This is a genomic window from Pseudomonas sp. MHK4 (assembly GCF_054600775.1).
This window is the reverse complement of sequence record NZ_BAAIAK010000020.1, coordinates 31,186-49,103: the sequence shown is the minus strand read 5'-3', so window position 1 is coordinate 49,103 and position 17,918 is coordinate 31,186. Positions and strand designations below refer to the sequence as shown.

General features: G+C 64.7%; 13 protein-coding genes and 1 pseudogene. 2 read left to right on the top strand and 12 right to left on the bottom strand.

The window, feature by feature from the left end; all coding sequences use genetic code 11:
- Nucleotides 1-193, top strand: a pseudogene (locus ACYP2Q_RS29755) (hypothetical protein); the annotation flags it as partial.
- Nucleotides 194-284: 91 nt separating this feature from the next.
- On the opposite strand, the gene ACYP2Q_RS29750 reads toward ACYP2Q_RS29755, so the two are convergent.
- The 6 genes from ACYP2Q_RS29750 to ACYP2Q_RS29725 are packed head-to-tail and all read right to left on the bottom strand — an operon-like array spanning nt 285 to nt 5,260.
- Nucleotides 285-1,115, bottom strand: coding sequence for an SDR family NAD(P)-dependent oxidoreductase (locus ACYP2Q_RS29750; RefSeq protein ID WP_459733746.1), 831 nt, complete (start codon nt 1,113-1,115; stop codon nt 285-287).
- A gap of 57 nt (nt 1,116-1,172) precedes the next feature.
- Nucleotides 1,173-1,952: an SDR family NAD(P)-dependent oxidoreductase gene (locus tag ACYP2Q_RS29745; protein WP_459733745.1), complete on the bottom strand. Its 780-nt coding sequence runs from the start codon at nt 1,950-1,952 to the stop codon at nt 1,173-1,175.
- A complete protein-coding gene (locus ACYP2Q_RS29740; protein ID WP_459733744.1) occupies nt 1,952-3,124 on the bottom strand; it encodes an acyl-CoA dehydrogenase family protein in 1,173 nt (390 codons plus the stop codon). Before ACYP2Q_RS29740 ends, ACYP2Q_RS29745 begins: the two co-directional genes overlap by 1 nt.
- 14 nt (nt 3,125-3,138) lie before the next feature.
- Nucleotides 3,139-3,843, bottom strand: a complete 705-nt coding sequence (locus ACYP2Q_RS29735; RefSeq protein ID WP_459733743.1) for a histidine phosphatase family protein — start codon at nt 3,841-3,843, stop codon at nt 3,139-3,141.
- Nucleotides 3,840-4,205, bottom strand: a complete 366-nt coding sequence (locus ACYP2Q_RS29730; RefSeq protein ID WP_459733742.1) for a DUF6285 domain-containing protein — start codon at nt 4,203-4,205, stop codon at nt 3,840-3,842. Before ACYP2Q_RS29730 ends, ACYP2Q_RS29735 begins: the two co-directional genes overlap by 4 nt.
- Complete coding sequence (locus ACYP2Q_RS29725; protein WP_459733741.1) at nt 4,202-5,260, bottom strand: phosphotransferase family protein; 1,059 nt, start codon at nt 5,258-5,260, stop codon at nt 4,202-4,204. Before ACYP2Q_RS29725 ends, ACYP2Q_RS29730 begins: the two co-directional genes overlap by 4 nt.
- A gap of 215 nt (nt 5,261-5,475) precedes the next feature.
- Here ACYP2Q_RS29725 and prpR point away from each other — a divergent pair, with 215 nt between their 5' ends.
- A complete protein-coding gene (prpR, locus tag ACYP2Q_RS29720) occupies nt 5,476-7,413 on the top strand; it encodes a propionate catabolism operon regulatory protein PrpR (RefSeq protein WP_459733740.1) in 1,938 nt (645 codons plus the stop codon).
- Between the two features lie 12 nt (nt 7,414-7,425).
- On the opposite strand, the gene ACYP2Q_RS29715 is transcribed toward prpR, so the two are convergent.
- From ACYP2Q_RS29715 to ACYP2Q_RS29690, 6 genes are read right to left on the bottom strand one after another with little or no spacing between them, the layout of a single operon-like run.
- Nucleotides 7,426-8,613: an acetyl-CoA C-acyltransferase gene (locus ACYP2Q_RS29715; RefSeq protein ID WP_459733739.1), complete on the bottom strand. Its 1,188-nt coding sequence runs from the start codon at nt 8,611-8,613 to the stop codon at nt 7,426-7,428.
- Nucleotides 8,614-8,668: 55 nt separating this feature from the next.
- Nucleotides 8,669-10,780 carry a 3-hydroxyacyl-CoA dehydrogenase NAD-binding domain-containing protein gene (locus ACYP2Q_RS29710; protein WP_459733738.1) on the bottom strand — a complete coding sequence of 704 codons (2,112 nt, stop codon included), beginning with the start codon at nt 10,778-10,780 and terminating at the stop codon, nt 8,669-8,671.
- Nucleotides 10,781-10,835: 55 nt separating this feature from the next.
- Entirely contained in the window at nt 10,836-12,479 is a 1,644-nt protein-coding gene (locus ACYP2Q_RS29705; protein WP_459733737.1) for a fatty acid--CoA ligase, read from the bottom strand.
- Between the two features lie 17 nt (nt 12,480-12,496).
- Nucleotides 12,497-14,275: an acyl-CoA dehydrogenase C-terminal domain-containing protein gene (locus tag ACYP2Q_RS29700; protein ID WP_459733736.1), complete on the bottom strand. Its 1,779-nt coding sequence runs from the start codon at nt 14,273-14,275 to the stop codon at nt 12,497-12,499.
- A gap of 5 nt (nt 14,276-14,280) precedes the next feature.
- Nucleotides 14,281-16,803 (bottom strand): efflux RND transporter permease subunit, encoded by a 2,523-nt coding sequence (locus tag ACYP2Q_RS29695; RefSeq protein WP_459733735.1) that lies wholly within the window; start codon nt 16,801-16,803, stop codon nt 14,281-14,283.
- 16 nt (nt 16,804-16,819) lie between these two features.
- Nucleotides 16,820-17,905 (bottom strand): WD40/YVTN/BNR-like repeat-containing protein, encoded by a 1,086-nt coding sequence (locus tag ACYP2Q_RS29690; RefSeq protein ID WP_459733734.1) that lies wholly within the window; start codon nt 17,903-17,905, stop codon nt 16,820-16,822.
- Nucleotides 17,906-17,918 lie beyond the last annotated feature (13 nt).

The following is a 17,918-nucleotide window of genomic DNA, read 5'->3' as shown; positions in this document are numbered from 1 at the left end:
CTTACCTGTAGGAGCGAGCTTGCTCGCGATGGAGGTCAACGATGACGCGGGGAGCCTGACACCCCGCGGTGCTCTCGGGTTTTTCGCGAGCAAGCTCGCTCCTACAGGGCCCGCCGCGCTCGGCCTCTCGATGTGGCAAGAAAATCAAAAGCAAAAACAAAAGCAGAGCAAAAACAAGAGCGAGGCGAGCTAACGCTCGCGCGGATTTACAGATTGAACTCGGCGCTCTTGTATCCATCGCGAGCATTCGAGCGTCGACCGGCTGCTCCTACAGGTTCGGTGTTTCAGCGTGAAGTCTTGCGCGGGCTGCGTTCCTCGAGAATGTCCACCATGCGCTGCTCGACCAGGCCCTTGATCTTCTGATGAGGCAGGATGTAGAAGCGTTTTTCCTTCACCGCATCGAGGGTGATCTGCGCGATGTCGGTGGCGCTGAGTTTGCCGGCCTGGGTGGCCTTGCGAGTCTGCTCTTCGTACTTCTCTTTCAGCGGATTGGCGGCCGCCAGCTCCGCCGGGCGGTTGCGGCCGGCATCGGCGATGCCCGTGGAGACGAAAGCCGGGCACAGCACCGACACGCCGATCGATGCGTTTTCCTCCTGCAGCTCAAGCTGCAAGCATTCAGACATCGTCACCACGGCGTGCTTGGTAGCGCAGTAGATACCGTTGCCCGGCACCGATAACAGACCAGCCACCGAGGCGGTATTGACGATGTGGCACTCATCCCCCTGGGCCAGCATGCGCGGCACAAAACTGCGAATGCCATGGGCGACGCCCATCACATTGATGCCGATCATCCACGCCCAATCCTGCTCGGTGGTGGTCCACATCGGGCCACCGACCAGGACCCCGGCGTTGTTGAACAGCAGGTGTGCGGCGCCGAAGCGCTCGTAGGTCGCTGCCGCCAGTTGCTCGACCTGCTCAGCCTGGGCGACGTCACAGGTCTTGGCCAGCACTGGCGTGGCCGTTGGCAGCAGGTCGAGAGTGCCCTGCAGGTTCTTCTCATCGATGTCGCTCAACACCAGGCGCATGCCTTCGTTGGCGCAGGCGATCGCCAGTTCGCGACCGAAGCCGCTGGCGGCGCCGGTGATCACGGCGACTTTGTCATGCAGTGCTTTCATGGGGATCTGACTGTCCTGTGGGTGCGAAAAAAGCGCGCGGCATTCGAAAAAATCCATCTAGAGCGTGCTGCACAAGTGACCGGCATCCACGACGATCTCGCTGCCGGTCATGCCGCGACTGGCGTGCGAGGCGAGCAGCAGTAAGGCGCCGTCCAGATCGGCCGGCGTGCAGAAGCGCCGGGTGGGGATACGCGCGCGCAGCTTCTCGCCCGCCTCGCTGCGCAGGAAATCACTGTTGAGCTCGGTCATCACATAGCCAGGTGCGATGGAGTTGACCCGGATTTCATGCCGCGCCAATTCCAGCGCCAGGGAGCGGGTCAAGTGGCTCAGGCCGGCCTTCGCCGCGACATAGGGGGTCAGGTTGCCGGCCACGCGGCTGGCAAGGACCGACGTGACGTTGATCAGGCTGCCGCCGTGCCGCGCCTCGACCATGCGCCGCGCCACTTCCTGGGCAACGATCCAGGCGCCCTTGAGGTTGGTGTCCACCACCCGGTCCCAATCATCATCGGTGTACGCCAGCACCGGCAGGCTGTCGCTGACGCCAGCGTTGTTGACCAGGATGTCCAGCGCGCCCATTTCCTCGGCGATCCGCCCCAGGCAATTGTTGACCGATGCCCGGTCGGTCACGTCCAGGGCGAAGGCCCGGGCGCGACCGCCCTCGCCTTCGATTTCAGCGACCAGGGTGTGCAGTTGCTCGACACGACGCGCCGCCACCGCCACCTCGGCGCCCGCCGCCGCCAGGGTGCGGGCGAAATGCCGGCCGAGTCCGCTGGAGGCGCCAGTGACCAGGGCACGCCGGCCGGTGAGATCAAACAGCTGGGTGATTGCAGCTTGCATCAGGAAAACTCCTTGTGTCCTTCGAGGATTTTTTTCGCCAGGCTCATGCGGTGCACTTCGCTTGGGCCGTCGTAGATACGGAATGGCCGGATGTCGCGGAAGATGCGCTCGACCACGGTTTCGCCGGTCACCCCGCGCCCACCGAGAATCTGCACGCAACGATCGACCACGTGCCACAAGGCTTCGGCGCTCAGCACCTTGGTCATGCTCGACTCGACATTGCCGCGCCCGCCTTCGTCCAGAACCCAGGCGCAATGCCAGACGGCCAGGCGGGTGCTGTGCAGCGCCATCTGGTTGTCCGCCAGCATGAAGCCGACGCCCTGGTGTTCGCCCAGGGTCTTGCCGAACGAATCGCGGGTTCGCGCATAGTCGCAGGCGATATCGTGGGCCCGCCGGGCAGCGCCCAGCCAGCGCATGCAGTGGGTCAGCCGCGCGGGCGCCAGGCGCACTTGCGCGTAGCGAAAGCCCTTGCCGATTTCGCCCAGCACATCGCTGGCGGGAATCCGCACATTCTCGAAACGCAGGACGGAATGACCGCCGGAGAAACAGCTGTCGAGGGTCTTCAGTTGCCGTTCGTGGATAATCCCGGGGGTGTTCATGTCCGCCAGGAACATGGTCGCCGAGCCATCCTCCATGCGCGCCATGATGATCGCGAAGCCGGCGCCGTCCGCCCCGGTGATCAGCCATTTGCGCCCATTGATCAGGTAGTCGTCGCCGTCACGCACGGCGACAGTCTGCAGCATCGACGGATCGGAACCGGCACCCGGCGCCGGCTCGGTCATGGCAAAGCAGGAGCGGATCCGGCCACTGACCAGGGGCCGCAGCCAGCGATCTTTCTGCGCCGCGGTGGCCACCTCGTCCATCAGGTGAATGTTGCCTTCGTCCGGTGCATGGATATTCAGCGCGATGGGCCCTAGCGGCGAATAACCGGCCTCCTCGAAGACGATCGCCTTGGCAACGTGGCTCAGGCCCGCGCCGCCCATTTCGCGACTGGCGTGGGGGCACAGCAGACCGGCCACACGAGCTTTTTCCAGCAGCTCCTGGCGCAGGTCTTCGCTGGGGCCGTGAGACGTGTATCGCTCATCGGTTTCCATGGGGATCACCTGCTCGGCGATAAAGGCGCGGGTCTTTGCGCGCAGGTCCAGCAACTCTTGGGGAATGGTGAAGTTCATGGTGGTCCTGGGTTCTAATTAATCAGGGGCGCGAGTTGGGCGTGGATGCGTTCCATCACGGTTTGCCGCTGGGCGGCCTTGGGCAGGTCGTAGGGGGTCAGGTTCACGACACGGACGAAACGGCGCAGGATGCGACCGCCCTGCATGTCGATATCGATGATGTTCAGGCAGGCGTTGTCCTGCTCCAGGGCGGCAGCGCAGCCGCGCGCGCCACCCAGGGCCCAGCCCAGCAACAGGCGATTGACCGCGTCATGACTGACCAGCAGCAAGTGTTGCCAGTCCGGCTCGGCGAGAACTTGCTCGAAGCGGGCGAGGATTCGGCTGTCGAAATCGCTCCAGCGTTCGCCGCCCATGAAGCAGCCTTCCGGGTCGGCGAAGCTGTCATAGGCGTAGCTGACCTGCTGTTGCAATTGCTCGGGCGCAATGTCGCGCAGGCGGCCGGCACGCACTTCCCGCAGCTGCGCGCACGCCTGCAGCTCAACCGATTGGTCAGTCAGTAACATCTCGGCGGTCTGCCGGGCACGCGGGTAATCGGAGCACAGCGCACGGTCGAAACCGATGGGCGCCAGCACCTGCGCCAGCTGGTGTACCTGATCTTCTCCAAGCCCGGAGAGCGGCACGCTACGCGGGTCCAGCGGCTGGCCGTCGGGGGCGAAATAATCGACATGGCCATGGCGTACCAGATAACAACGGCGACGATGTACGGCTGCTGTACTCATTCGGCGAGCCCCTTTGGATTGCTGATCGACAGCCGCGCCCGGGTGATCGCCGAAAGCGCCGCGAACAGCTGGTCCTGATCAGTCCCCGGCGCGTCGAAACGGCCCTGGCGAATGTTCTGGCACAGGGTTTGGCGAGCCTCATCAAGGGATTCCCCGCCGGCGTCCGGCAGCGCGGCCAGAAGCTGAGCCTCGGCGCCATCCGCCGCCTCGCCATCACGGCACTCGCGCCCGGCAATCGCCATGGCATTGGCCACCATCAGCGCCTGATAGCGCAAGCTGCCCGGTAACTGCGGCAGCAACTCATCGAGCAGGGTCTGGCGGGCAATCGCCAGCAATTCAGTGGCATCGGGACGGATGTTCATCGGCGCAGCCCTCCGGTCAATCGCAACAGGTCCTGTTCCAGTTCCGGGATCAGCCGTCCGGTCAGGGCCAGTTCCAGCGAAGGCTCCTCGCCGGACAGATGACGCTGGGCCTGCTGCAGGGCGATGACCGCCCAACGCAAGGTGGCCATGACCTGCCAGAACACCAGCTCGTCACGCTCGATGACAAGCGGCGAGACTTCGCGGTAGCCGCGCAGGAAATGCTCCAGGGTGCCAATACCGCCGGCCTCCAGGTCAGGCCGGGCGAAGCGCCAGCAACGGGCGGTGAACCAGCCGATGTCCTGGCGCGGATCGCCCCAGCCGGTGAATTCCCAATCCAGTACTGCCTGCAGGCTGCCGGCCTCGGCCAGGTAATTACCGGTGCGAAAGTCGCCATGCAGCAGACACAGGTCGGTACTGTCCGGCGAGTGCGATTCACACCAGCGCAGCGCCCACTCCAGCACGGGCTGGTTCACCCCGAGGCGGTCGAGTACGCCACGCCGGGCATCGATCAAAGCTTGCACCGAGACCTGCCGGGGATCGCCCAGGAACTCAAGCTGCGTCTCGGTCGGCGCGATGCGATGGATGCGCGCGAGATTGGCACCCAGCTGCGCCACCAACTGCGGATCGCCTTGTGCGCCCAATTGACTGGTGAGCCTGTGGCCGGCCGTGATGCCGGACACCCACTGCATGATGAAGAATGCACGACCGTGCACCGAGATGTCTTCGCACAGCCAGAGTGGCCGCGGCACCTTGACGCCGGCCTGGTGCACCGCGCTCAACACCGCAAATTCCTCGGCGCGGGTCAGGCTGCCCTGCACCGCCGACTGTGCGTCGCTGCGCAGCACCCAGCGCTGGCGACCGGCATGGGCGCCGCCCTCGACGTTGACGTCGAGCAACCAGTTCTCCTGGATAGCACCGCCAGACAGACGTTGTTGATGTTCAACGCTGACTCGTTGCGCGCCTGCCTGGCGGCAAAGGAAGGCTTCAAGCCGGTGTTTCTTTCGCTGTTCTTCGGGCTGCGGCTTTGTCGCCGCGGCTGCATTCGGACCACTCATGTGTCGACGCACCTGATTTTTGTTGGATGTGTAGATAGCCATGCTGGAGCAATTGCCGGGCCAGTTTTTCAGCACATCGCTAGACCCCTTATGCAGCGGGGCCTGCAGCCATTCCTGGCACAGGAAAAGAGCTGCCTGCGGGCGCTCTATCTTGCAATATTGAAACAACTGCATTCATATATGACACCCACATGAAACGTTAGAGCCCAGTCGCCATGCCGCCCCGCCAACCCCGGATCGTCGTTCTGATCAGCCACCTGCAGCGACCGCTGCAACAGAGCCGCCTGGCCCGCGTGGTAACCAGCGTGCTGCCTGACTACTCGGGCGAAATCGACATCCGCGTGCTCGACACCACTGTCGAGGAGTCGCTGCAACTGGCCCGCGAGCTGGAGCAGAACGACGAGGTCGATGTGTTCGTCTGCGCCGGCGCCACCGCCGCCTACCTGCGCCGGCACCTGACCCGCCCGGTGCTGTCGATGCGCGTGGGTGGGGCCGATCTGCTTCGGGCTTTGGAGCAGGCGCGACTGCGCTCAGCGCAGATCGCCGTCATCAGCCATGCGCGGATCAACGCCGACCTCGACTCCCTGGCGGCACTGTTCACGGTGCAGATCCATCAGGGCAGTTACGTCACCCTCGACGAAGCCCGGCAGGCGGTTGAACGCGCGCGCCACCTGGGTTGCCAAACCGTGATCGGCTCATCCACGGTGGTTGAACTGGCAGAGCAGGTCGGTTTGCACGGCGTGCTTTCAATCAGCCAGAACACCGTGCGCAAAGCCCTGGAAGAAGCCCAGGGCGTCCTGCACAGCCAGCGCAGCGAACTGGCCAAGCGCAGGCACCTCGACGCGGTGTTGCAGCACATCCCCACCGGCGTTGCCGCCGTGGATAACCAGGGCGTCGTGCAAGCGCTGAACCCTGCACTGGAAGCGTTATTGGGCATGCCGGCCAGCCGCCTGCTCGGTCGCCCGCTGCAGGAGTTCTGCCCGCAACTGGCGCTGGACGATGTGCTGCGCAGCGGCGTCGGCGAAGAAAACACGGTCATCCAACTGGGCCAGAATCTGCTGCTGTGCAACATCCTGCCGATCCTCGAAGACGGCCAGCGTACCGGGCTGGTGTTGACGTGCCAGGACACCTCGGCGGTGCAGCGCGCCGACCAGCGCATCCGCTCGACCCACCGCCCGGGCGGGTTCTCGGCCAGGTACCGCCTTGAGCAGATCAGCGGCAACAGCCCGGCCACCCGCCAATTGCTCAAGCTCGCGCAACGTTATGGGGCCACCGCATCGACCGTGCTGATCACCGGTGAAAGCGGTACCGGCAAGGAGTTGCTGGCCCAAGGCATGCACAACGTCAGCAGCCGCCAACGCGGCCCGTTCGTGGCGATCAATTGTGCGGCCTTTCCCGAATCGTTGCTGGAAAGCGAATTGTTCGGCTACCAGGAAGGCGCCTTCAGCGGCTCGCGCAAAGGCGGTAAACCCGGCCTGATCGAAGCGGCCCATGGCGGCACGTTGTTCCTCGATGAAATCGGCGACATGCCGGTGTCCTTGCAGACCCGCCTGCTGCGAGTCCTGCAGGAGCGCGAAGTGCTGCGCCTGGGCGCCACCGAGCCGATCAGCATCGACATCCGGATCATCGCCGCCACCCATCAAGACCTGCCGCAAGCCATCGAAGCCGGGGAGTTTCGCAGCGACCTCTACTATCGCTTGAACATCCTGCGCCTGCAGACGGTGCCGCTACGCGAGCGCAGTGAAGACATCGGCGACATCGCCCGGGCCATCTTGCGCCGCCTCAATGGCGAGCATCGTGCGCCGCCCTTGCAGGAGCGCCTGCTGGAGGCGCTGCTGCCCAACCTCATGGCGTATCACTGGCCCGGCAATATCCGCGAACTGGAAAACATCCTGGAACGCGCCGCGCTCTCGGCCGAGGAGCTGTTGCGCGGCACGGCGATCGATGGGGCGAGCCTGGCCCTGGTGATTCCCGAACTGCGCAACAGCCGGGCAATGCCCCAGGCGGCGCCCGTCACCGACCTGAAAAGCATCGCCAAGGAAAAGGAAAAGCAATACGTCCTCGACATGCTCCAGGCCTGTGACGGCAACCTGGCGCAAACCGCCAATCGCCTGGGCATCAGTCGCTCCACGCTGTGGCGGCGCCTGCAATAGACACAGCCTGGGTTACTGGAACACTTCAAACAGCCCGGCAGCGCCCATGCCGCCGCCGACGCACATGGTCACCACCACATACTTCACCCCACGGCGCCGGCCTTCCAGCAGGGCATGCCCGACCATCCGCGCGCCACTCATGCCGTACGGGTGGCCGATGGCGATGGAGCCGCCATTGACGTTCAACCGGGCGTCATCGATGCCCAGGGTGTCGCGGCAATACAGCACCTGACAGGCGAAGGCTTCGTTGAGCTCCCACAGGCCGATATCGTCGACCTTCAGGCCGTGTTGCTTGAGCAGCTTGGGCACCGCCAGCACCGGGCCGATGCCCATCTCTTCCGGGGCCAGGCCGGCCACGGCGATACCGCGATACAGGCCCAACGGCTTGAGGTTGCGCTGCTCGGCGAGGCGCGCATCCATCAACACGCAGGCGCTGGCACCATCGGACAACTGGCTGGCGTTGCCGGCGGTGATGCAGCCGCCGTCGATCACCGGCTTGAGGTTGACCAGGTCTTCCAGGCGGGTCTGAGGACGGTTGCCTTCATCGGCCTTGAGGGTGACTTCCTGCAGCGTCGCCTCGCCGGTGACTTTGTCGATCACCTGGCGAAGGCTGGTGACCGGAATGATCTCGCTGTCGAACAGCCCGGCCTGCTGCGCCGCCGCAGTGCGCATCTGCGATTGCAGGGCGTAGGCATCCTGGGCCTCGCGGCTGATACCGTAGCGCTGGGCGACCAGTTCGGCGGTTTTCAGCATCGGCATGTAGGCGTGCAGCGCGTTGCGTTCCACCCGCGGATCGCGCTCCTCGTAGGCCCACGCCATGTGGCGATTCTGTACGGCGCTGATGTTTTCCTGGCCGGCACCGATCGCGGCGGGCATGCCGTCGACCATGATTTGCTTGGCGGCGGTGGCGATGGCCATCAGGCCCGAGGCGCACTGGCGGTCCAGGGTCTGGCCGCTGACCGACAACGGCAGGCCCGCAGCCAGGGCGGCCATGCGCGCAAGGTTCTGGCCCGCCGTGCCGCTGGTCAGTGCGGTGCCGAGCACCAGGTCTTCGATCTCCTGGGCTTCGATTCCGGCGCGCACCACCGCCTCACGGATCGCGTGGCCGGCCAAGGTGGGCGACTTGATGCTGTTGAACGCGCCACGGAAAGCCTTGGCGATCGGCGTACGGGCCGTGGAGAGAATGACGGCTTCTTTCATGCTTGAGGTCCTCAGGTGTCAGTTGCGGCGGCCACCCGCAAGTGGCCGCCAAAGGTCAGATGCGTTCGATGTGGGCATGGCTGCCGGCAACCAGGCGCTCCAGCAACGGCGCCGGCTGGAACCACATGTCGCCGTAGGCACCGAGCGCCTCGCGGTAATGGCCGATGCGTTCCAGCACCTGGGCCAACCCCAGCTGCTGCGCGTAGTGCAGCGGGCCACCGCGCCAGGCGGGAAAGCCGTAGCCGTTGATCCAGACCAGGTCGATGTCGCTGCTGCGCTGGGCGATGCCTTCATCGAGCAACTGGATGCCTTCGTTGACCAGCATCAACACGCAGCGGTCATGGATTTCCTGATCACTGATGGCGCGGCGCTGGATGCCCAGTTCGCCAGCGATCTGCTCGGCCAGTACCAGCACTTGCGGGTCGTCCTTGCGCTCGCGGCCTTCGTAGAGGTAGTAGCCGCTGCGGGTCTTCTGGCCAAAACGGCCGAGGCCGTAGAGCGCGTCGGCGAGCTTGCAGTATCCGGGGTCGTGGGCGATGAGCTCACGGCGCGACTCGCGCACCAGGAAGCTGACATCGATGCCGGCCAGGTCGTGCATGGCCAACACGCCCATCGCCATACCAAGATCGGTGAGCACCTTGTCGATCTGCGCAGGCGTTGCGCCTTCCAGCAGCAGGCGGTGCGCCTCGCGGGAATAGGGTTCGAGCATGCGGTTGCCGATGAAGCCGAAGCACACCCCGGAGACCACCGGGATCTTGCCGATGCGCTTGGCGATTTTCAGCGTCGTGGCCAGGACATCGGGGGCCGTGGCGGTGCCGCGCACCACTTCGAGCAGGCGCATGACGTTGGCCGGGCTGAAGAAGTGCAGGCCGACCACGTCCTGGGGCCGGCGGGTGACGGCGGCGATGGCGTCGACATCCAGGGTGGAGGTGTTGCTCGCCAGTATCGCGCCGGCCTTGCACACCTCGTCCAGGGTGCGAAACACCTGCTGCTTGATCGACAGGTTTTCGAACACCGCTTCGATCACCAGGTCGGCGTCGGCGATATCGGCGTAGTCCAGCGTGCCGTGGATCAGCGCCAGGCGCTCATCCATCTGCGCAGACGTGAGCTTGCCGCGCTGCACGCTGGTTTCGTAGTTTTTGCCGATCAGTTCAAGGCCCCGCGCCAGGGCATCGGCCTTGAGTTCCAGCAAGGTCACCGCCATGCCTGCATTGGCGAAGTTCATCGCGATCCCGCCGCCCATGGTGCCGGCGCCGATCACCGCGACCCGGTTGATCGGCCGGATCGGCGTGCCCGCGTCCAGCCCCGGCAGCTTGCCGACTTCACGCTCGGCGAAGAACACATGGCGCAGCGCCTCGGATTCGCTGGAGGCCTCGGCCTCCTTGAACAGCTCGCACTCTTTGGCCAGGCCTTCGGCCAACGGCAGGCTGCAGGCCGCCTCGATCGCCGCCACGACTCGCTGGGGTGCGCTCTGGCCCTTCCAGCGGCCCAGGTTGGCGGCACGGTAGTCGGCGAAATAATTGGCCGGCAGGGTTGCTCCCGGATGCGCTTGCGGCCAGGCCGGACGCGCCGGTGCCTGGCGGGCAATCAGGTCATTGGCAAGGCTGCGAGCAGTATCGAGCAGGCTGTCAGCGTCTGGCGCCACACGCTCGAGCAGCCCCAACTCCAGGGCCCGCGCTGCACTGATCGGCTGGCCCGAGGCAATGATCTCCAGCGCCGCGACGGCACCGATCAGCCGTGGCAAGCGCTGGGTGCCACCGGCGCCGGGCAGCAAGCCGAGCTTGATTTCCGGCAGGCCCAGGCGCGCGTTGGCCTCAGCCACGCGGTAGCCGCAGGCCAGGGCGAGTTCCAGCCCGCCACCCAGCGCCAGGCCGCCGATCGCAGCGATCAGCGGTTTGTCCAGTTCGGTCAGACGCACCAGCAGGCTCGACAGGTCCGGCCGGGCGAACGAAGCGGCGCTGCCGAACTCGCAAATGTCGGCGCCTGCGCTGAACACCAGGCCCTCGCCGTGGAGGACAATCGCTTTCACGCCGGGGTCGGCGGCGGCACGTTCGCAGGCCTGGAGCAACTGCTCGCGCAGGGCTTGGCCGAGGGCGTTGACCGGGGCGCAGGTGAGGCCGATCAGGGCCAGGGAATCTTCACAACGGTAATGGATCAGGTTTTTCATGGATATTTTCTCAATCGGGTAAAACAGTGGAAAACGCAGGACAGGTCTGTCTCCCTCAGCTCAGCGCGCTTTCCCGAATCAGCTTCTTGTTGATCTTGCCGACGCTGGTCTTGGGGATTTCAGCGACGAACTTGAACTGCTTGGGGATCGCCCATTTGTTGATTCGGCCGCGCTCGACGAACCCTTGCAGGTGCGTCTCGAGGATGCTGCGATCGAGAAAGTGGCCGGGCTCACACACCACCAGGGCCATGGGCCGTTCGCCCCATTGCTCGTCGGCGATGCCGACCACCGCGACGGACGTGACCGAGGCGTGCTCGCTGATCAGGTTCTCCAGCTCCAGCGAACTGATCCACTCCCCGCCCGTCTTGATCACGTCCTTGATCCGGTCCTTGATTTCCACCCCGCCCTGGGGGTCGATGGACGCCAGGTCGCCGGTATGCAGCCAACCGCCTTGCCACAGCTCGGCGCCTTTTTGCGGCTCCTTCAGATAGCCCTGGGTCAGCCAGGGTGCGCGCACCACGATCTCGCCCAGGGACTCACCGTCGTGGGGGACGCTGTTGCCGCTGGCATCGACGATCTTCAGGTCGACCATCGCAATGGGCATGCCGGTCTTGATACGCGCGGCGAGCTGCGCCTGCATCGGTTGCTCAAGCTCCTGCGCGCGCAGGTAGGTCGAGCAGAGCATCGGGCAGGTCTCGGACATGCCGTAGCCGCTGTGCACGCCCATGCCTCGGGCGGACGCCTGGGCGGCGATGGCCAAGGTCAGCGCACTGCCGCCCAGGAGCATTTTCCAGCCCTCGAAATCAGTCTGCGCCGCTTCCTCGCAGCCGAGGATCATTTGCAGGATGGTCGGCACGCAGTGGGAAAAGGTCACCTTCTCTTCGCGAAACAGCCGCACCAGGCTATTGGGCTCGTAACGGCCGGGGTACACCTGCTTGATGCCCAGCAGGGTGGCGACATAGGGCACGCCCCAGGCATGCACGTGGAACATCGGCGTGATCGGCATGTACACGTCGTCGGAACGCAGCAGCGCGAAGCTCTGGTTGGCGCCCAAGGTCCCCACGGCATTCAAGGTGTGCAGGACCAGTTGGCGATGGGTGAAATACACGCCCTTGGGGTCGCCGGTGGTGCCGGTGGTGTAGAACAGCGTCGCCACCGAATTTTCATCGAAGTCGGGGAAGTCGTAACGGTCCGGGCACTGGGACAGCATTTGCTCGTACTCCCCCAACCCCGGCAATGAAGTGCCGGTCGCGACGTCGTCAGTCAGTCTGATGAAGCCCTTGACGGTGCTCAGGCCACCCTGGATCTGCTCGATCATCGGCAGGAAATCGTCATGCACCAGCACCAGGTCGTCCTCGGCGTGGTTCATGGTGTAGAGCACCTGCTCCGGCGACAGGCGAATGTTCACCGTGTGCAGCACCGCGCCAATCATCGGCACGGCAAAGAAACACTCCAGATAACGATGACTGTCCCAGTCGAGCATGGCCACGGTGTCTCCGGCCTTGACCCCGGCCGCCGTGAGCGCATTGGCCAGGCGATGAATGCGCTCGATCAGGGTCTTGTAGCTGTAGCGCAGCTTGTCGGCGTAGACAATCTCGTTGTCGGGTTGGTAGCGCTCCCCCGACAACAACAGGCGCTTGATCAACAGCGGGTAGCTGTAGGCGCCTTCTGCGGGGGGAATTATTTTTGTCTTGAGCATGGTCGTGACTTCCTGATTCAGAACTGCGCGGCATCCAGCAGGTAAAGACTTTCGCTGCCGGCCTTGACCGACGCGCTCAACGAGTGGATGCGCGGCAGCAGCCGGGCGAAATAGAAACGTGCGGTGCCCAGCTTGCTGGTGTAGAAATCGTCTTCGCCCTGCTTGTCCCTGGCGGCCTTGGCCATCAATGCCCACATGTAGGCGTAGGCGGTGTAGCCGAACACTTGCAGGTACTCGACCGAGGCGGCGCCGATTTCGTTCGGGTTGCCCTGGGCCCGGTCCAGCAGCCACGCCGTGAGTTCGTCGAGGATGTCCACGGCGGCGTTCAGCGGTTGGGTGAACTCGCCGAGATCAGCGCTGGCGCTGGCGGTGAAGTCGCGGATTTCCGAAGCGAACAGGCGATAGAGCGCCCCGCCGCTGCCGACGATCTTGCGCCCGGCCAGGTCCAGGGACTGGATGCCATTGGTGCCTTCGTAGATCTGCGTGATGCGCACATCACGCACCAGTTGCTCCTGGCCCCACTCGCGGATGTAGCCATGGCCACCAAAAATCATCTGCCCGTGCAGGGTGGTTTCCAGCGCCATGTCGGTGAGAAAGGACTTGGCGATCGGCGTCAGCAAGGCCACCAGTTCCTGGGCGCGGGTGCGGGCTGCCGGGTCTTCGCTGTATTTGGCGATGTCCAGTTGCAGGGCGACGTAGCTGGAGAACGCGCGACCGCCCTCGTTCAGGGCTTTCATGGTCAACAGCATGCGGCGCACGTCGGGGTGCACGATGATCGGGTCGGCGGCCTTGTCCGTACCTTGGGCACCGCCCGGTGCGCGGCTCTGCAGGCGCTCGCGGGCATACTCGACGGCACTCTGGTAGGAACGTTCGCCCTGGGCCAGGCCCTGGATGCCCACGCCCAGGCGCTCGTAGTTCATCATGGTGAACATCGCTGCCAGGCCCTTGTTCGGCGCGTCGACGATCCAGCCCGTCGCCCCGTCGAAATTCATCACACAGGTGGCCGAGGCCTTGATGCCCATCTTGTGTTCGATGGAACCGCAGGACAGCGAATTAAGCTCGCCCAGCGAACCGTCGGCTTTCACCAGGACCTTGGGCACCAGGAACAACGAGATGCCTTTCGGCCCGGCGGGTGCATCGGGCAGTCGCGCCAGGACCAGGTGGATGATGTTCTCGGTCAGGTCGTGTTCGCCGCCGGAGATGAAGATCTTGCTGCCGCTGACCTTGTAGCTGCCGTCGGCCTGAGGCTCGGCCTTGGTGCGGATCAGGCCCAGGTCGGTGCCGGCATGGGCCTCGGTCAGGCACATCGAACCGCTCCAGGTGCCGGCGTACAGGTTCGGCAGGTAACGCGCCTTGAGTTCCTCGCTGGCGTGGGCATTGAGCGACAGGCAGGCACCGGCGGTCAGCATCGGGTAGGTGCCGAACGACAGGTTGGCCGAGGCCACCATCTCCTCGACCTGGGCGGAAATCGCCTTGGGCATGCCCATGCCGCCGTACTGCGGTTCACCGCCAACACCGACCCAACCGCCTTCGGCGAAGGCCTGGTAGGCCTGGTGAAAACCCTCCGGGACGGTCACCGATCCGTTGTCCCAGGAACAGCCCTGTTCGTCGCCACTGCGGCGCAATGGGGCGATGGTGTTCGCGCTGATCTTGCCGGCCTCCTCGAGGATGGCGGCGGCGGTCTCCTCATCGATCACCTCGGCCAGGCCAGGTAATCCGGCCCACAGCCGAGAGGCCTGGAAAACCTCGTTGAGTACGAAGCGCATGTCGCGCAGGGGAGCTTTGTAGTCAGCCATAGTGCTTACTCGGAAGTGGCCAGGGCATGGGGCATGCCCGGGCGTTCAGGGGATGGGGATAAAGCGGCTTGCGCGGCGCTTGCGTGCGCGACCGGCACCCGTTCACGCAGCAGGAAGTACGACAGGGCAGGAATGAGGATCAGCGCGCCGAGCATGTTCCACAGGAACATGAAGGTCAGGAGGATGCCCATGTCGGCCTGGAACTTGATCGGTGACCAGACCCAGCACACTACGCCGGCGGCCAGGGTGATACCGACCAGCCCGACCACCCGACCGGTAAACGACACCGCCTTGCGGTAGGCCTCCGCCAGCGACAGGCCCTGGCGTTGGTGGTGCAGCTGGACGCTGAGCAGGTACAAGGCGTAGTCGACACCGATCCCCACGCCCAAGGCGATCACCGGCAGGGTCGCGACTTTCACACCGATGCCCATGGCCACCATCAGTGCTTCGCAGAGGATCGACGTCAGCACCAGCGGCAGCAGCGCCACCAGCGTGGCGCGCCAGCTGCGGAAGGTGATCAGGCAGAACAGCGTCACCGCCGCATAGACGTAGAACAGCATGGTGCGATTGGCCTCGCGCACCACGATGTTGGTCGCGGCCTCGATGCCGGCACTGCCGGCGGCCAGCAGGAACTGGCGATCGTCGGTGCTGTTTTCCTTGGCAAACTGGTCGGCAATCGCCACCACGGCGTCGAGGGTCTCGGCCTTGTGATCCTTGAGGAAAGCGATCACCGGCATCAACGAGCAGTTGTTGTTGAACAGCTCCGGCGAGTTGACCGAGGCCTGTTGCGCGGCGTAGTTGAGCACGTCCTGGTTGCGCTGGATGCTGTTGAGCTTGGGGTTGCCCTCATAGGTGCCGGCGGTGATCTGGCGCACCGCGTTGACCAGCGAAGACGTCGCCTGCACGCCCGGATACTGTTGCAGCTCCCAGGCCAGGCGATCGGCGAGGACCAGGGTCTGGTAGTTCAGGCAGCCTTCCGGTGGCGTCTTGATCATCACCGCGAACAGATCGCTGGACAGTGCGTAGTGGCTGGTGATGTAGGCGTTGTCGCGGTTGTAGCGCGAGTCGGCACGCAATTCCGGCGCCCCGCTGTCGAGGTCGCCGATTTTCAGCTGCAGGCTGACCACAAAACCGCCGATGCCCATCAGCGCCGCGACCAACACCGCGCCGGTCGCCCACTTGCGGGTGGTGAAGCGATCAAGCAGGTCCCAGAGTTTCCCGAAGCCCTTGTGGCCATCGGCACGGGTGTCGATTTTCAGCGCACGCTCGGCGGCCTTGCGCCCGACGCCGATGTAGGACAACGCCACCGGCATCAGCAACAGGGAGGTAAAAATCAGCACCGCGACACCGATGCTGGCGGTGATTGCCAGGTCCTGGATCACCGGAATGTCGATCAGCATCAGTACCGCGAAGCCCACCGCGTCGGCCAGCAACGCGGTAACGCCAGCAATGAACAAACGGCGGAAGGTGTAGCGCGCCGCGATCAGCTTGTGAGTGCCACGGGCGATGTCCTGCATGATGCCGTTCATCTTCTGCGCCGCGTGGGACACGCCGATGGCGAAGATCAGGAACGGTACCAGCACCGAATACGGGTCGATGGCGTAGCCCAGCCAGGCGACGATGCCCAGCTGCCAGACCACCGCGATCAGCGAGCAGCCAACCACCAGCAAGGTGCTGCGCACACAACGGGTGTAGGCGTAGATGATCACCAGCGAGGTGACCACCGCCAGGCCGAAGAACATCATCACCTGGATCAAACCATCGATCAGGTCGCCCATCAACTTGGCGAAACCGATCACCCGCACCTTGTACGGGCCCTTGCCCTCGGCACCGGATTTACGTGCCGCGCTGTCGCCGGCGAATTCGATCTTGTCGCGCAACTGCTCTTCGAGCATCTGCGAAAAGGCGTGGTAGTTGATGCTCTGGCCGGTGGCCGAGGCCTTGTCCAGCAGCGGCACGATCAGCATGCTCGACTTGAAGTCGCTGGCCACCAGGCTGCCGACGATGCCGGCCCGGCCGATGTTCTGCCGCAGACGCTCGATGTCCCCGGGCGAGCCGCGGTAGGTGTCGGGCATCACCGGCCCACCCTGGAAACCTTCCTGGGTGACTTCCGTCCAGCGCACCCCGGGACTCCACAGCGACTTCATCCAGGAGCGGTCGACGCCTTCGGTGAGGAACAACTGGTCGTTGACCTGCTTGAGCACCTCCAGGTAACCGGGGTCGAAAATGTCGCCCTGGGTGTTCTCCACCACCACCCGCACCGAGTTGCCCAGGCCGCGCAGCGACTGGCGATTCTCCAGGTAGTTCTGGATGTAGGGCTGGCTCTGCGGAATCATCTTCTCGAAGCTGGGGCGCAGTTCCAGGCGAGTCACGGCCATGTAGCCCAGGACCAAAGTCGCCAGGGCCATCAGCAGCATGAACAGCGGCCGGTAGTTGAACACCAGCCGTTCGAGCCGGTTGCCGGAGCACCGATCGAAATCCCGCAGTTCGCGGATCACCGGCATGGCGTCTTGTTTGATATTGCCCATGTCTGGGTTCTCGCTCTTAGGGTTCGAGGGCTGGATCGGCGGCCAGCGTCTGGGCGCCACGGCTGCCCACCACCACCAGCGAACCATTGGCGGCCAGGGTGACCCCGGCCACGGGTGGCAGGTCCTGGTGCGGCAGCAACTGCAGCCGGTCGCCCGTCTGGCTGGCCAGCGCGTGCCCGGCCTGGGTGAACAAGTGGTAGTTGCCATGGCCGTCGACGAGGCCGGCGGTGATGCTGACGTGCAGGCCACTGTCCAGCGCGGTCCAGTGCTGGCCGCCGTCGGTACTGCGCAGCACGTTGCCGCGCAGGCCGTAGACCAGCACTTCGCCAGGCTTGCCGACCACGCCAAAGAAGCTGCCCTGGTAAGGCGTCGGCACGGCGGCGAAGCGTTGGGCGCTGTCATCCCACTTGAGCAACAGGCCTTGCTCGCCGGCGATGTACAGCGCATCGCCGGTGGAGGCGATGGCATTGAGGTGGAAGCCTTGCGGGTTGTCGGTGCGATCCTGCATCGGCGTCCAGCTCTGGCCGCCGTCCTCGGTGCGCAGGATCAGGTTGAACACACCGACCACATAGCCGACCTTGTCATTGGCGAACCACAGATCGAGGAAGGGTTTGTCCGCGCCCTGCTCCACCAGGCGCTGACCTTCGGCGACCAGCAGCGGCCATTGTTCGTTGCCCGGTTCGGCAGTGGCCAACGCCGAGTAATGCTTGACCAGCAACTCGCCGATCTGGCGGCCGTCGAGCTGCTTGCTCCACGTAGCGCCGGCATCGCTGCTGTGCAGTACGACACCGTCGTTACCCACCGCCCAGCCCTGCCTGGCGGTAGGAAAAAACACCGCTGTCAGATCGCTGCTCAGCGGCACGCTCACCTGCAGCCAGTGCTGGCCGGCGTCATCGGAATAAAGAATATGGCCGCGCTGGCCAACCGTGACCAGGCGTTCACCGGCTCGGGCGATGCCGATCAACGGGCTGCGCACGGCCAGGGCACTGGGCTTGGCGGGCAGGTCCAGCACATCGACATAAGCGCCCGCCCGGGCAACACCCTGCACCAGCGCCAGCAGCGAACACAGCAGCGCCAGCAGGTAATTTTTCATGGAACCCATACCGCACCTTCAA

Bases quoted from the DNA above. Each gene is read 5' to 3' on its own strand.
- ACYP2Q_RS29750 (WP_459733746.1), bottom strand. From the start codon at position 1,115: ATGAAAGCACTGCATGACAAAGTCGCCGTGATCACCGGCGCCGCCAGC.
- ACYP2Q_RS29745 (WP_459733745.1), bottom strand. From the start codon at position 1,952: ATGCAAGCTGCAATCACCCAGCTGTTTGATCTCACCGGCCGGCGTGCC.
- ACYP2Q_RS29740 (WP_459733744.1), bottom strand. From the start codon at position 3,124: ATGAACTTCACCATTCCCCAAGAGTTGCTGGACCTGCGCGCAAAGACC.
- ACYP2Q_RS29735 (WP_459733743.1), bottom strand. From the start codon at position 3,843: ATGAGTACAGCAGCCGTACATCGTCGCCGTTGTTATCTGGTACGCCAT.
- ACYP2Q_RS29730 (WP_459733742.1), bottom strand. From the start codon at position 4,205: ATGAACATCCGTCCCGATGCCACTGAATTGCTGGCGATTGCCCGCCAG.
- ACYP2Q_RS29725 (WP_459733741.1), bottom strand. From the start codon at position 5,260: ATGAGTGGTCCGAATGCAGCCGCGGCGACAAAGCCGCAGCCCGAAGAA.
- prpR (WP_459733740.1), top strand. From the start codon at position 5,476: ATGCCGCCCCGCCAACCCCGGATCGTCGTTCTGATCAGCCACCTGCAG.
- ACYP2Q_RS29715 (WP_459733739.1), bottom strand. From the start codon at position 8,613: ATGAAAGAAGCCGTCATTCTCTCCACGGCCCGTACGCCGATCGCCAAG.
- ACYP2Q_RS29710 (WP_459733738.1), bottom strand. From the start codon at position 10,780: ATGAAAAACCTGATCCATTACCGTTGTGAAGATTCCCTGGCCCTGATC.
- ACYP2Q_RS29705 (WP_459733737.1), bottom strand. From the start codon at position 12,479: ATGCTCAAGACAAAAATAATTCCCCCCGCAGAAGGCGCCTACAGCTAC.
- ACYP2Q_RS29700 (WP_459733736.1), bottom strand. From the start codon at position 14,275: ATGGCTGACTACAAAGCTCCCCTGCGCGACATGCGCTTCGTACTCAAC.
- ACYP2Q_RS29695 (WP_459733735.1), bottom strand. From the start codon at position 16,803: ATGGGCAATATCAAACAAGACGCCATGCCGGTGATCCGCGAACTGCGG.
- ACYP2Q_RS29690 (WP_459733734.1), bottom strand. From the start codon at position 17,905: ATGGGTTCCATGAAAAATTACCTGCTGGCGCTGCTGTGTTCGCTGCTG.